Raw genomic sequence first — 13,072 nt, 5'->3', positions numbered from 1 at the left:
ATTTAAAGATGTGATTTTTATTTGGAAAGTCGATTAAATGAAGAAAAAATTAGATTTCTGGCAAATATGGAACATGAGTTTCGGATTCCTCGGAATTCAGTTCGGATTTGCTCTTCAAAACGCCAATACAAGCAGAATATTTCAAACCCTCGGGGCAGAAATAGATAATATTCCAATCCTATGGATTGCTGCCCCCGTAACAGGATTGCTTGTTCAACCCATAGTTGGATATCTTAGTGACAGAACATGGGGAAAACTTGGCCGCAGACGGCCATTCTTCCTTACTGGTGCCATCCTGGCATCTCTTGCCCTCATTATAATGCCAAACTCACCCGTTCTTTGGATTGCTGCCGGTATGCTTTGGGTGATGGATGCATCCATCAATATCAGCATGGAGCCGTTCCGGGCTCTCGTCGCCGACCTTTTGCCATCTGAGCAGAGAACCACAGGGTTTGCCGTACAAAGCTTTTTTATCGGAGTTGGTGCCGTTATCGCCTCACTTCTTCCTTATATCCTGACCAACTGGCTTGGTATAAGCAACACAGCCCCCAAAGGTGAGATACCCGATTCGGTAATTTATTCTTTTTATCTCGGAGCTGCTGCCTTTTTTGGAGCTGTGCTTTGGACTGTGATAAGGACAAAAGAATACCCGCCCGAAAACATGGAAGAATTTCTCGAACATAAAAAAACCAAAGCCGGTTTTCTGCAAGGGGTATCTGAAATCGTTGATTCATTTCTGAAGATGCCAAAAACGATGATTCAACTCGCATTCGTTCAGTTTTTTAGCTGGTTTGCCCTCTTCTGCATGTGGATTTATACAACCCCGGCGATTACCAAACATTTATATCTTACTGTTGACACAGAGTCGATTGCATATAATGAAGGTGCCGACTGGGTGGGCGTGCTTTTTGCAGTTTATAACGGCGTCGCTGCGGTTACCGCATTCATCCTTCCGGTTCTGGCGAAAAGATTTTCACGAAAATTTGCCCATTCATTGTCGCTCACACTGACAGGTCTTGCGTTTATTTCCTTCCTTTTTATTCCATCGCCAGGATTACTCCTCATCCCGATGATCTTTATCGGATTGGGCTGGGCATCAATTCTTTCCATGCCTTACGCCATCCTTTCCGGTGCACTTCCTCAGGAGAAAATGGGGGTTTATATGGGAATTTTCAACTTTTTCATTGTGATTCCGCAGATTGTGGCTGCAACATTAATAGGATTTACTGTAAAAACCTTCTTCGGGGATGATCCAATTTATGCCCTGGTCCTTGGAGGTGTTTCAATGATCATCGCGGCAACGCTGACAATGTTTGTAAAAGATGAGAACTGAGTGGCTTTAAAAGCAAAAGGAGGAGCTGCTGCAAAGCTCCTCTTTTTGTGGAGGGTCGTTTGATAAGATTTTGAAAGTTATTCGAAGTTTTTGCGAAATTTTAAATATCTTTAGTGTAACTTACTGCTTGTTTCATCGCTAAATTCTTCAATATACACAAACGCAATATTACCCCTCTGAAAGAAACTATTGTGTGACAGACGGCAAATCAGTTGTGTTTTTTCCCGTTTTTTTGATATATTGCAAACTGATTTTATATAGGACACACACTTTATGAAAAAGGCGTTTTTCGGCTTCTTTTTTATCCTCTCGGCAACCCTGTTCGCTCAGGAAGACCCCATGAAAGCATGGACCGAGTATATGACACCGGGTGAGATGCACCAGTGGCTTGCACAGTCTGTCGGTGTATGGAATTATACTCAGGAATCGTGGATGTCTCCGGGAACTGCTGCCACGGTTGATACAGGGATCTCCAAACACACCATGATACTTGGCGGCAGATATCTCCAGATAGTGCATGAAGGTTCTGCCTTCGGAACACCATTCACCGGAGCAAATATCGTCGGTTACGACAACAAATTGAAAAAGTTCTTCTCCTTTTGGATAGACAATCTTGGGACGGGATATACCGTTGCCACAGGTGACTATGACAAAACCACGAATACGGTTACTCTCCTTGGCTCAATGCTCGACCCGGTCTCCGGCAGTGATTACAAATATAAAATGGTGATCATGCAACCTCAATCAGGGAAGGTGGCTAACGAGATGTATGGTTATGACAAGTCGGGAAGTGAATTCCTGATGATGAGATCTGTTTACAAAAAGGCGGAGTAAAAGCTCATGTTTCTCCATTCCAAGGTTTTTGATGCAAAACGATAATATCGGCAGTTTGGCCGGAGGTGATGGCACACCCGATGAAGCCAGCGTGATGAGAACCCGGCGGATTTTTGAAGCCGGCTGGCAGTCATCCATTGACGCCATGAGACTCTGTGACTCAAAGGGAACGATTGTCTATACTAATCCCTCCTTCTGCAAATTGTTCGAAAAAACCGAGGAACAACTTTTAGGGCAGGAATTTACAGTGATTCATTCTTTCGAATCAAAAAATCTCCCTGCCATTCTTAACAACTTTCATGAAACCCTTAAAACCAAAAATGCCCAGCAAAGGTATGAGGGTGAAGTTCACCTCTGGAATGGGAAATCGAAATGGGTGGAAGTTTCAAACTCTTTCATCGAATTCGATGATGAATTGTATCTTCTCAGTATCTTCAGAGATATCACAGACAGAAAAAATACTGAAATTGAACTTACTGCTGCCAAGGAAAGGGCTGAGGAAGCCAACAGAATAAAGTCCTCCTTCCTTGCAAACATGTCGCATGAGTTGAGAACTCCACTTATCGGGATCATGGGATTTACTGAAATCCTTCAAGAGAAGTCTCTTGATGATGAATGTGTCGAAATGCTCGAAAAAATTATGAAAAGCTCCAAAAGACTTCTTCAAACTTTTGAATCCATTTTCGATCTCTCACTTCTTGAAGCAAACAGACTCGAGTACCGCCTAAAGGATATCAGCATCAACGATTGTATCAAATCGGTTGCCAATCAGTACAAATCACTTGCGATGGAGAAAGGAATTACCCTCGAACTGGGACTGCCGGTCTACGATTTAAGGGGATACCTCGACGAAGCCGTCCTGATAAAAATTCTCACCAATTTAATCGACAATGCGGTAAAGTACACACCTGCCGGAGGAGTGAAAATATCGTTGATCGAAAAAGACGGACTGAATCAAAAATTTGCACTCATTACCGTGGCAGACACGGGAATCGGGATACAGGCTCCAAATATTGCTCTGGTATTCGATGCCTTCAGACAAGTGAGTGAAGGCTACTCGCGAGCTTTCGAAGGAAGCGGCCTCGGATTGACACTCACTAAAAAGTTTGTGCAGTTTCTCGGTGGTACCATAACTGTTGAAAGCAAAGAAGGAGTAGGCTCCAGTTTTTCAGTTTCACTTCCGCTCACAGGCGCCCCATCCAAACTGTCGAATCTCCATAACAAGGACGCAGAAAATAAGGTAAAACCGTCCCTCCTTGTCATCGATGATGACGCAATCGCAAGAGATGTTTTTAAACTTATTCTCGGAAAAGAGTATAATATCAGCGAGGCATATGATTACGAGACCGCCATGGCTCTTATCAATGAGAAAAAATTTGATGTTATCATTTTGGATATTATGTTGGGAAGAAGCAGGATGGGACTGAATATCGCTCAGGAATTAAGAAACATGGAACGATACTCCAAAACCCCCGTGGTTGCAATCACCGCACTGGCGATGAGGGGAGACAGAGAGAAGATTCTGGAAGCCGGATGCTCCCACTACCTCTCGAAACCGTTCAGAAAAGCCGACCTGGTTAATATCATAAAAGAAGCCCTCGCATCAGCTACCGTTAACTGACGCGTCAATCTCCTCGACGAGAGCCAGCAATTTGAAATATTCTGCCGGCTTCGACATGTAACTGTGTACTCTCACATTTTTTTTTGCATCCTCAACTTCAACATCCATGGTGGAGGACGACAGCATTACGATACTCCCGCTAAAATTTCCCGGTCTCATTTCGCTGAAAATTTCCAAAAAATCCCATCCGTTCATCACCGGCATATTTATGTCCAAAAATATGAGATCAGGCACCCAGCTATCATCCTCAAGAACCTTCAACCCCTCCTGACCGTTGGAAGCAGTCCTTATCTCCGAAACTCTGCCCGTTTTGTTTAGAAAGCGTTTCATGATAAAAAGAAGTGTGTCATCATCATCAATGGCAAGAACTTTAATCATTCTTCCTTTCTCCTTCTTATTGTGATTTTAAACTCCGTACCCGAACCCGGTTGACTTGCTACCTCGATTTTGCCACCGGACGACTTGATTTGCGTATTGAGAAGGTAAAGTCCGAGCCCCTTACCTGCGTTCTCAGAGTGGAATCTTTGATAAAGCCCGAACAACCTCCCGCCATATCTCTCAAGGTCTATCCCTTTACCATTATCAGAAAACACTAATATAATGTCATCCCCATTTTGGAGGGATTTGATTTTTATTATGCATTTCCTGCTGTTTTCCGAGAATCTTATCGAATTACTTATCAGATTGTAAAATATACTGTCAAGGTCAGCTTTTGAATAACAGAACTGAGAGATTTCCGAAAAATCGGAGCTAATCTCCACTTCCTTCCCATCGATAAAACTTTCCAATCGTGTCTTTACCGAGTCAAGTATCTCCTGAAGTGCCACCATTTCATATTTTTTGTTCAGTTCGTCCCTGATCTTTACGGCTTGCATCAGGTCCTGAAGTGTCTCATTCAATTGTCTTACAGAACTTTCAAAGTTCTGAATGATCTCAATATTTTCAACATTTGCAGTATTTTCCTTGTCGTAAAGACTGAGCAGACTGATCAGATTCGAAACAGGTGCCCGAAGGTTGTGTGTGGCAATAAATGAAAAATTGAGCAGATCCCTGTTCTTTTCTGTCAGAAGATTTGCTATTTTTCTCTGCTCCTCTTCTGCATTTACACGATCTGTAACATTCTTCATAAATACTGCAAGAGCCATCACATCACCTGACTCTGCTCTTATCGGATTGATAGACACTTCGTAATGGTTCATTTCATTTGGTGGATCTGCTTCGATAAAAGCTTCCACTTCCTCGCCCGCCAATGCACGATCATACAGCGCTTTCCATCTGAGGACCGTACTCTCCTTTGCCTTGGGATCGACTACTGAATAACCAACTTTGGGACTGAACCCATAGGTACTCTTGATTATGTCACTAAAAGCTGCATTAAACTTCATCAAACGGTAGTCGCGGTCAATTGAGAATATTATATCTTTTGTGTTCTCAATGATGGCTGTAAGTTTTGCTTCGCTCTCAATCAGCTTCTTTTCGGTTAACTTCTTATCTGTAAAATCCCTTCCGACAAGAAAGACAAGTCCAATTTGCGGATCAATTCGAGCCGACCAGCTAACATACCGGGTCTCACCCCCTTTGGTTAGACATTCCACCTCATAATCATATAGAGGTGCCCCGGTCATCTTGAGCCAGTCGTAAAGCGTCTCTGCTGCCATTCTTTCATCACGGTTCAATATGAGTGAAAATCCTGACTTAAGAAATTCTTCTCTCGGATATCCGAATTTCTCATGCCATATCTCATTCAATTCAATTATCTTCCCTGTATAGTCAAGTATGGCAAAAAGGTCGAGAGAAAGGTTAAAAAAACCGTCTTTGAACAGTTTAGAATTCAGCTTCTTTGTGATATCACGAACGAAAACAATAACTCCCGAGACACATTCATCATCAGTACCGTCTATGATCCTGATCGATATTTTTCTGAAACTCCTGTCTTTCATCAGAAGCCGAACGACAAGTTCATCGGAATCCACTTCCCGGTTCAGAACTTTTTCAAAGTATCTTTTGAATTTCTCCCTGTCTTTCGGGTACAGTAATTGCCCAAAACCCTCAGTCTTTATAATGACGGGATCGATCTGAAAAACCTGCCTGAAGTTTTCTGAAATTGATTTGAGGTTACCTTCCCGGTCGAACACAATGTGGGCAGTGTCAAAGGTGTTGATAAGTGAAATTAAGTAATTATGCAGGTTTGGCATTCTATTTCCGGGAATCCAAGTATGTTAACTTAAAAAATACGCATTTACTTTTTAATATTAGTGAATCCAAATTAAAGTATTTTTATATTTGGAAAAACATTTTAAATTGTTATGTGATATTGAACATTATTTATTAATTTTTCAATCCCCCGTTACTCCCTTCAATTGGAACATAATTGAATTTCACGAGTTAAATTACAAGAAATTAACCAATAAACAATTCATTAATCCGAAAGGTAAAAAATGAAAAAAACAGCACTTCTCTTCTTTTGCATTGCTTTTTTTAGTGCGGCTTATGCTCAACCCGAATACTTGGGTAAATCAAAGAAAACGATACTCAACTCAGAAACAAATATTACACTACAACAATTGACAACCGATGATGGTATGGAATTTCTTTTCTCGGAAGTTCCTGACATCGGACAACTGTTCCTCTTCTTCACGGACGATGAAATTTGCAATACCATGGCTATTTACCCTATGAATGACGAAGTGATGAATTACCTCTCCTCAATGTTTGACCAGGAAGGGAAAAAGGAAGGTAAAAATGTCTGGAGTATTACAGAAGGTGACTTGACGCAAAGAATTTCATTGGAAACGGACTCAAACGGGAAACAGTATTTCCTCATCCTCATGTCAGAGTGACCTCAATAACTTTTTTTAGATTTTCAGGGTTGTCCCCGACTTGTGGACAACCTTTTTTTATACTCTCTCCTCAAAATACTTCACTACTGCACCGGCCTCACCGGTTTCTTTTAATGTTGAAACAGCTTCTTCTTCCTTAAATGCCGAGACAATTTCGGCAAGTATATTCAGATGGGTTTCTGCCTTTTCGACAGGTGATACCAGTAATATCGTGACGAAAACCGACTGTTCCTCATCAGCAGAATAGATGTAACCATTTCTGTTAATTGATATGGCGAGAAATGGCCTTTTTACATCCATTTTCGCATGAGGAAGCGCAAGTCCGGGCAGGATAACAGGAGAAAAATATGAATCCTTTGCCGTTACTTCCTGATAAATCTTCGCCGAATTTAGACCTGATTGCATTGCAAGAAAATCTGTCAGTTTTCCGATTATTTTTTCTTTCTGATTATCTGAAGAGAAAATAATGTTTTTTACATCAAGTATCTGCTTTAAGGTCTCAAATTTCTTTATCGATCCAAGGAAGAAACTCATCATCGGTGCACTTACAAGGGATGTAACCAGAGCCATAACGACCAACGCAACAAACACTTCCTCATTGATTATTTTAGCCTGAAGTGCCAGTAACCCGAGGATTATCTCCATGGCTCCCCTGGAGTTCATTCCAAAACCTATCGCCATCGACTCCGGTTTGCTCATACCCCCGAGACGGGCTCCGATTCCACATCCCACTACTTTTCCTGTAATCGCAAGTACTAAAACAATAAGTACAAGAACCGGGTTAAAGTGTGCAACAAAATCTACTTTTAGACCGATGGAAATAAAAAAGAGAGGTGCAAATATGTTGGTTACAAACTGGTGGATTATCTCACGGGTTGTCTCTTTCAGATGGCTGCTGTCTCCGATGACAACACCAATCATAAAAGCCCCGAAAATTGCATGTATGCCTGCTGCTTCAGTAATTGCAGCCGCCACCAGTCCTGTAATGAAAATAAAGCTAAGAATACTGCCCGGGTATGAAAGTTTGTTTTGGATTCGTGGAATCAATCTGTCAATAATCGGTTTTCCAATTGCAAACAACAAAAAGAGGAAAAGAAAAATGCCACCGACTTGTATCATTACATTCGATTCACCACCACTGCTGATCATTCCAATGATTATTGAAAAGAAAATCCAACCAAACAGGTCATTTACTATTGCCGAAGCTATTATTATGACACCCAACTCCGACTTTAATAAATTCATATCCATAAGGGTTCTGGCAATTACAGGCAATGCTGAAATAGACATTGCTGTCCCCATGAAAAGGCCAAAAATCAACTTGTTATCCGTTGCCACTTCAAAATAGTTTGAAAAGAAGTAAAATGGTACGAATCCAAGAATGAAAGGTATCGCCATACCAAGACTGCTGGTGTAAAATGCAGTTTTCCCCTGTTTTGCTATGAGTGCAAGATTTACCTCGAGCCCTGATACGATCAGCAACATGATGACTGCAAGTTGAACAATCCCGTTCAAAACGAGAGTTACATTGCCCGACTGAGGAAAAAGAGTTTGTTGCAATCCGGGGAAAAGATTTCCGAATATTGTTGGGCCCAGCACAATACCGGCAATTATTTCACCAATAATAGCAGGCTGCTTTAGCTTGTTGAACACTTCACCCAAAAACCGGGCGAAGAAAAGCATAATGCTTATCGAGAGGAGAAATGTTACAATTTCACCGTGATTCATTTGTAGAGCAGGGTGTTTGTTGGAATTCTTTCAAATAGGAATTCCATGTCGTGCATAAAAATTCTGTCGATAAAGCTGAGTTTTTTCTCTCCCATGGTTACCACCAGTAAATCGGCTTTTTGTTCACTCGCATAATTGAGACACTCCCAGCCTTCTATTCCATAGAGTACCTCACTCTCGAATTCTTCGTTGTGCAGCCCCATTTCATTTGCAAAAAATCTGATTTTTTGTCTCTCAAGATCGATCAGTTCTTTTCGCATACTGCCGGTCTCATCGGTGGAACCGGAATCGAAAACGACGCTCGGCAAACCGGGGATGTTTATCTCTTTTATGAATGTGAAACTCTCTGGATGATCGTGACGGGCAATCTGAGTGGCGACCTTGGCTGCGTATTCCCCTTTTCCGTCATAACATACGGAAACTATTATCTTTTTGAATCCAAATCTTTCAGCCTCCGGTTTTGTGAATACCAGAATTGGACAATGACAATTTCTCATAATGTTCCGTGCCACAGATCCAATTATATTCTTAAACCCTTTCTCTTTTTCAAGTGCGCCAATTATTAAAAGATCAAGATTTAGCTCCTTGCTTTTTTTTATCACCGCCTTTGCCGGATCACCACTTAACCATACTATTTCATGGTTCGGGGAACTGATATTCTCCGCGATCAACTGGTTGAGCCTCATCTCTGTTGACTCATCCTTCTCACCGGCATGAAGCAAATAAAGTTTAAAATCGAATAGTGCCTGAAGTCGTGACGCCTCGCTCAACAGCATCTTTCCTGTGGGTGAGAAGGTAACTGCGAGACCGGCTTTTCTGAACGAAGAAAACATTGTTATTATCCATTTTTAACTTCGTTAAGTTAAGAAATAGATTCGAGATTGGGAAATAAATTCTTGCCGGGCGGCAGGTATAATGGGTTAAAGTGCTAAAATTGCAGACTAGGAGAACTTTTCGTCATATAATTTTCTGAAGAGCTGTACATCTTCCCAGGTATCCCTTTTCCAGGCAGGATTTCTTAGAAGTGCTGCAGGATGAAAAGTCACCATCATTTGGGCACCATGGATGTCGAACACCTTTTTTCTGAAACTCCCCAGTGTACCTTTTCTCTCAAGAAGTGATTGCACTGCAGTGCTCCCAAGACAAAGAATGAAGGAAGGTTTAATAAGTTCTATCTGTTTAAGAAGGTAGGGTCTGCACTCGGCAATCTCGGAGTCGAAAGGCGTTCTGTTTGCGGGAGGACGACACTTCACGATGTTCGCGATAAAAACTTCTTCCCGGTTGAACTTTATTGCTTTTAGAATATCCGTTAAAAGCTGCCCTGCCCGTCCGACAAACGGTTTACCCTGGGCATCCTCATCAGCTCCGGGTCCTTCTCCAATTACCATTACCCGGGCATTGGGATTTCCCTCCCCAAACACAAAATTCTTTCGGGTGTGACCCAAAGGGCATTTCAAGCATTCGCATATTTTCGACCTCAAATCATCAAGGGAAACGGCGTTTTTTATAGTTTCAGGGGTTATATTTCCCGCAACAGAGGGTGTAACAGCCGAAACAGAGGGTTTTATGGGATGAGATTTACTAAAAACAGCCTGTGGTTGCTCAACTGTTTTGTCTTCAAATTTGGGAATGTTCAGAGTGGTATAAAGATCATCGCCGAATTGTTCTTTTTGCAACTCGAGCGATTTAATGATTTCCTTTTTCAGATTCATATTTCGCCGGAAATGGAATCGAGTATCAGATGGGCTATTTCCGTTTTTGACTGCAACGGATGTTGCAAAGTTGTACCGTCTTTCTTCAGTATTGTTACTGAATTGGTATCAAATTCAAATCCGCTGCCGGCATCTTTCAGTGAATTAAGGACAATTGAGTCGAGTCCTTTTCTCTCCATTTTAGAGAATGCATTCACAATTTCGTTATCAGTTTCGAGCGCGAAGCCAACAACATATCGGGCTTGCTTGCTTACGGCAGAGAGGATGTCCTCGGTCTCTGTAAGCTGGATTGAGTCAAGTCCGGTCGTTTCCTTTTTGATTTTTTTATCGGAAACTGAAGCAGGTGTGAAATCAGCAACTGCTGCTGCCATCACAAGAACACTCTCCTTTGAGACCACACTTTTTACCGCTTGCGACATTTCCGCTGCACTTCTGACTTTTATGGTTTTAATCTCGGGGTAAACATATTCATGCGACGGTCCGGTGACAAGAGTTACTTGAGCTCCTCTCTGAAAAGCTGCTTTGGCTATCTCATACCCCATCTTCCCCGATGAACGGTTTCCTATGTATCTCACTGGATCGATATCTTCGTAAGTCGGTCCGGCAGTTACAACAATCTTTTTTCCGCTCAGGTCTTTACTTCTGCCGGAAAGAACTGTGTAAACGGCATCAACAATTTTTTTTATTTCGGGGAAACGACCTAACCCGACAAGACCGCTTGCAAGTTCACCGTGCTCAGCATCGACTATAAAAACACCCCTCTTACGAAGTGAATCAATGTTGTTTTGGGTTATTTCATATTCATACATGTCATGATCTGCGGCGGGACAAATAATCAACGGCGACCTGCGGGCTGTTACAAGAGTGGTTAGGGCGTTATCTGCAAATCCTCCGGCGATCTTTGCCAGAGTATTCACTGAACAGGGTGCTATCAGCATCAAATCGGCCCAGATACCATATTCAATATGCCAGGGGTCCACTTCAACATTACCATTAAGATCATCAGGAAAAATGTTCCTGATAACTTTGTTTTTAGAAAGTGTGGAAAGGGTCAGCGGGGATACAAATGCAGCAGCCGAGGGAGTGATTACTACTCTTACCTCGGCTCCTGTTTTAATCAGCTCTCGGATGAGATAACATGATTTATAAGCTGCGATGCAACCCGTTACCCCAAGAATTATTTTCTTGCCGGCAAGTGGCTTTATGGCAGCCAATTCAGTTATCCTCTGTCTCTGTATTCTGCGTGAATTTTGCTTTCGAGAAGTTGATTGAGGGCTTGAATATGTGGTTTGTCCCTCTTCTCAAATTCCACCGAAATCTTCATCTGATCGGGATTGTCAAGATCTTCACCATCGTCAGAATTGTTCTCAGGCAGATTGCTCTGCATCTGCTTAAATTCAATTCTCTGCGCATCGTTTATGATACGGGCGCGTTTTGCCGCAATTACTATGGCTTCATAGACATTTGCTGCATTTTTATCGATCTCTCTAAGATCAACCGGGGTTATTCCCATTATTGGTTACCTCCAATGGTTTTGGGTTTACTTATTAACTCTAAAACTTCATTTACACATTCTTCAAGATCATTGTTTACAACACAATGATCGAATTGCTCCCGGAACGAAAATTCAAGTTCCGCTCTTGCTATTCTCTTTTCAAGTTCTTCCTGCTTTTCAGTATTTCTCCCTGTCAGACGGGCGACAAGCTCTTCGATGCTGGGTGGAAGGAGAAAAACAAGAACAGATTCGGGAAATTGCTGCTTTATGTTTAAAGCACCTTTCACATCGATCTCAAGTATGACATCCTCCCCTTTTTCGACTGTATCCACAAGTTCACTCTTAAGTGTACCATAGTAGTTGCCAAACACTTCTTCCCACTCGACAAATTCACCGGCTTTCACTTTCTTCATGAAATCATCTTTCGACAGAAAGTAGTAGTCTTTCCCGTGAACTTCAATCCCTCTGGGGTTCCGGGTTGCGGCAGAAATGGAAAAACGAATCTCGGGTCTGATTTCCTTGATTCTTTTTATTATTGTGGTTTTTCCCGTCCCGCTCGGTGCCGAAATAACATAAATTTTGCCCCGCACCTTATCGCTACTCAATATTTTGCACCTGCTCTCTGATTCTCTCAATCTCATCACGGATTTGAACAGATTTGTGAATAGCCTCGGTGGAAAGTGATTTGGACGCCAAAGTATTGGCTTCCCGGTGCATTTCCTGACATATAAAATTCAGTTTCTTCCCTGCTTCATTCTCTTTCTCGAGAGTTTCAAGGAAAAAGTTCAGGTGGCTTCTTAATCTTACACATTCTTCTGTAATATCAGCTTTGTCGGCTATCATCGCAATTTCATACTCTATCCGGTCAGGGTTGATGTTGCTGTTTTCGGTTATCTCGATTACGCGCCTTTTCAACTCACTAAAGTACTCAGCAACTTTTCCACTGTAATCCTTTTCCACATCTGCGAGGTAACCATCTATGAGCCTGATCCGCTCGGAGAGGTCTTTTGCGAGTGCTCCGCCCTCTGCTTCCCTCATCTGGTTCAATTGTTTAACAGCTTCGATTACAACAAGTTTCAGATGCTCAATATGATCATCATCGAGCTCGTCGAGTTCAGGGGTAAAGATATCTCTGAAGTTGATGATATGATCGAGCTTCACTTCCCCCGCAACACCATAATCGCTCTTTATTCTCCCGAAGACTCCGAGAAGCTCTTTAAGCTTGCTTTCGTTCAGAAAAAATGTTTCATTTTCGTTCTCTTCGGGCCTGATTGAAAGGCTGATGTATATCTTTCCTCGCCTTAAAAGATTTTTCAGGGCTTCCCTGATCTCGTACTCTTTATTTTGCAGAAGTGAGGGGAGTTTTATTGTGATTTCAAGGTAGCGGCTGTTCAGACTTTTAACTTCTGATTCAAAGGCATATCCTTTATAGGTGGAAAGTGCCTTGCCGAAACCTGTCATGCTTAGGATCATAAAAACCGGATTTTAAATTTTTAAATATACGGAAAA

The 13,072-nt window shown here is 42.0% G+C and carries 13 protein-coding genes; 4 read left to right on the top strand and 9 right to left on the bottom strand.

Translation table 11 applies throughout. The annotated features are described in order from the left end of the window. Nucleotides 1-37 precede the first annotated feature (37 nt). The 3 genes from J0L60_06195 to J0L60_06185 all read left to right on the top strand — a co-directional run bounded on the left by J0L60_06195 (nucleotide 38) and on the right by J0L60_06185 (nucleotide 3,788). Nucleotides 38-1,333, top strand: a complete 1,296-nt coding sequence (locus J0L60_06195; protein ID MBN8545707.1) for an MFS transporter — start codon at nucleotides 38-40, stop codon at nucleotides 1,331-1,333. A 273-nt stretch (nucleotides 1,334-1,606) separates the two neighbouring features. Beyond that, nucleotides 1,607-2,167: a DUF1579 domain-containing protein gene (locus J0L60_06190; GenBank protein ID MBN8545706.1), complete on the top strand. Its 561-nt coding sequence runs from the start codon at nucleotides 1,607-1,609 to the stop codon at nucleotides 2,165-2,167. 31 nt (nucleotides 2,168-2,198) lie between these two features. Further along, nucleotides 2,199-3,788 carry a response regulator gene (locus J0L60_06185; protein MBN8545705.1) on the top strand — a complete coding sequence of 530 codons (1,590 nt, stop codon included), beginning with the start codon at nucleotides 2,199-2,201 and terminating at the stop codon, nucleotides 3,786-3,788. Here J0L60_06185 and J0L60_06180 read toward each other — a convergent pair. After that, complete coding sequence (locus J0L60_06180) at nucleotides 3,771-4,166, bottom strand: response regulator (protein MBN8545704.1); 396 nt, start codon at nucleotides 4,164-4,166, stop codon at nucleotides 3,771-3,773. The genes J0L60_06185 and J0L60_06180 overlap by 18 nt on opposite strands. Next, nucleotides 4,163-5,983, bottom strand: coding sequence for a PAS domain-containing sensor histidine kinase (locus tag J0L60_06175; GenBank protein MBN8545703.1), 1,821 nt, complete (start codon nucleotides 5,981-5,983; stop codon nucleotides 4,163-4,165). Before J0L60_06175 ends, J0L60_06180 begins: the two co-directional genes overlap by 4 nt. Before the next feature lie 243 nt (nucleotides 5,984-6,226). On the opposite strand from J0L60_06175, the gene J0L60_06170 reads away from it, so the two are divergent. Next, entirely contained in the window at nucleotides 6,227-6,628 is a 402-nt protein-coding gene (locus J0L60_06170; protein ID MBN8545702.1) for a hypothetical protein, read from the top strand. 57 nt (nucleotides 6,629-6,685) lie between these two features. Here J0L60_06170 and J0L60_06165 read toward each other — a convergent pair whose 3' ends face one another. The 7 genes from J0L60_06165 to J0L60_06135 form a co-directional block, all read right to left on the bottom strand. Then, entirely contained in the window at nucleotides 6,686-8,356 is a 1,671-nt protein-coding gene (locus J0L60_06165; GenBank protein ID MBN8545701.1) for a cation:proton antiporter, read from the bottom strand. Further along, nucleotides 8,353-9,189: a universal stress protein gene (locus J0L60_06160; GenBank protein MBN8545700.1), complete on the bottom strand. Its 837-nt coding sequence runs from the start codon at nucleotides 9,187-9,189 to the stop codon at nucleotides 8,353-8,355. Before J0L60_06160 ends, J0L60_06165 begins: the two co-directional genes overlap by 4 nt. Before the next feature lie 108 nt (nucleotides 9,190-9,297). Further along, nucleotides 9,298-10,068 carry a uracil-DNA glycosylase gene (locus J0L60_06155; protein ID MBN8545699.1) on the bottom strand — a complete coding sequence of 257 codons (771 nt, stop codon included), beginning with the start codon at nucleotides 10,066-10,068 and terminating at the stop codon, nucleotides 9,298-9,300. Beyond that, nucleotides 10,065-11,273: a bifunctional phosphopantothenoylcysteine decarboxylase/phosphopantothenate--cysteine ligase CoaBC gene (gene coaBC / locus J0L60_06150; GenBank protein MBN8545698.1), complete on the bottom strand. Its 1,209-nt coding sequence runs from the start codon at nucleotides 11,271-11,273 to the stop codon at nucleotides 10,065-10,067. Before coaBC ends, J0L60_06155 begins: the two co-directional genes overlap by 4 nt. A gap of 14 nt (nucleotides 11,274-11,287) precedes the next feature. Further along, a complete protein-coding gene (locus J0L60_06145; GenBank protein MBN8545697.1) occupies nucleotides 11,288-11,581 on the bottom strand; it encodes a DNA-directed RNA polymerase subunit omega in 294 nt (97 codons plus the stop codon). Continuing rightward, nucleotides 11,581-12,204 carry a guanylate kinase gene (gene gmk / locus J0L60_06140; protein ID MBN8545696.1) on the bottom strand — a complete coding sequence of 208 codons (624 nt, stop codon included), beginning with the start codon at nucleotides 12,202-12,204 and terminating at the stop codon, nucleotides 11,581-11,583. The genes J0L60_06145 and gmk overlap by 1 nt, the downstream gene beginning before the upstream one ends. After that, nucleotides 12,161-13,036: a YicC family protein gene (locus J0L60_06135; protein ID MBN8545695.1), complete on the bottom strand. Its 876-nt coding sequence runs from the start codon at nucleotides 13,034-13,036 to the stop codon at nucleotides 12,161-12,163. Before J0L60_06135 ends, gmk begins: the two co-directional genes overlap by 44 nt. Nucleotides 13,037-13,072 lie beyond the last annotated feature (36 nt).

The organism is Ignavibacteria bacterium (genome assembly GCA_017302895.1).
Lineage (GTDB): Bacteria > Bacteroidota > Ignavibacteria > Ignavibacteriales > Ignavibacteriaceae > UTCHB3.
The sequence above is the reverse complement of the archived record's forward strand: the minus strand, read 5'-3'. Positions and strand labels throughout refer to the sequence as shown.

Coding starts and splice junctions, on each gene's coding strand:
- J0L60_06135 (MBN8545695.1), bottom strand. CDS start 13,036: ATGATCCTAAGCATGACAGGTTTCGGCAAGGCACTTTCCACCTATAAA.
- gmk (MBN8545696.1), bottom strand. CDS start 12,204: ATGAGATTGAGAGAATCAGAGAGCAGGTGCAAAATATTGAGTAGCGAT.
- J0L60_06160 (MBN8545700.1), bottom strand. CDS start 9,189: ATGTTTTCTTCGTTCAGAAAAGCCGGTCTCGCAGTTACCTTCTCACCC.
- J0L60_06165 (MBN8545701.1), bottom strand. CDS start 8,356: ATGAATCACGGTGAAATTGTAACATTTCTCCTCTCGATAAGCATTATG.
- J0L60_06190 (MBN8545706.1), top strand. CDS start 1,607: ATGAAAAAGGCGTTTTTCGGCTTCTTTTTTATCCTCTCGGCAACCCTG.
- J0L60_06180 (MBN8545704.1), bottom strand. CDS start 4,166: ATGATTAAAGTTCTTGCCATTGATGATGATGACACACTTCTTTTTATC.
- J0L60_06145 (MBN8545697.1), bottom strand. CDS start 11,581: ATGGGAATAACCCCGGTTGATCTTAGAGAGATCGATAAAAATGCAGCA.
- J0L60_06185 (MBN8545705.1), top strand. CDS start 2,199: ATGCAAAACGATAATATCGGCAGTTTGGCCGGAGGTGATGGCACACCC.
- J0L60_06175 (MBN8545703.1), bottom strand. CDS start 5,983: ATGCCAAACCTGCATAATTACTTAATTTCACTTATCAACACCTTTGAC.
- J0L60_06155 (MBN8545699.1), bottom strand. CDS start 10,068: ATGAATCTGAAAAAGGAAATCATTAAATCGCTCGAGTTGCAAAAAGAA.
- J0L60_06170 (MBN8545702.1), top strand. CDS start 6,227: ATGAAAAAAACAGCACTTCTCTTCTTTTGCATTGCTTTTTTTAGTGCG.
- J0L60_06195 (MBN8545707.1), top strand. CDS start 38: ATGAAGAAAAAATTAGATTTCTGGCAAATATGGAACATGAGTTTCGGA.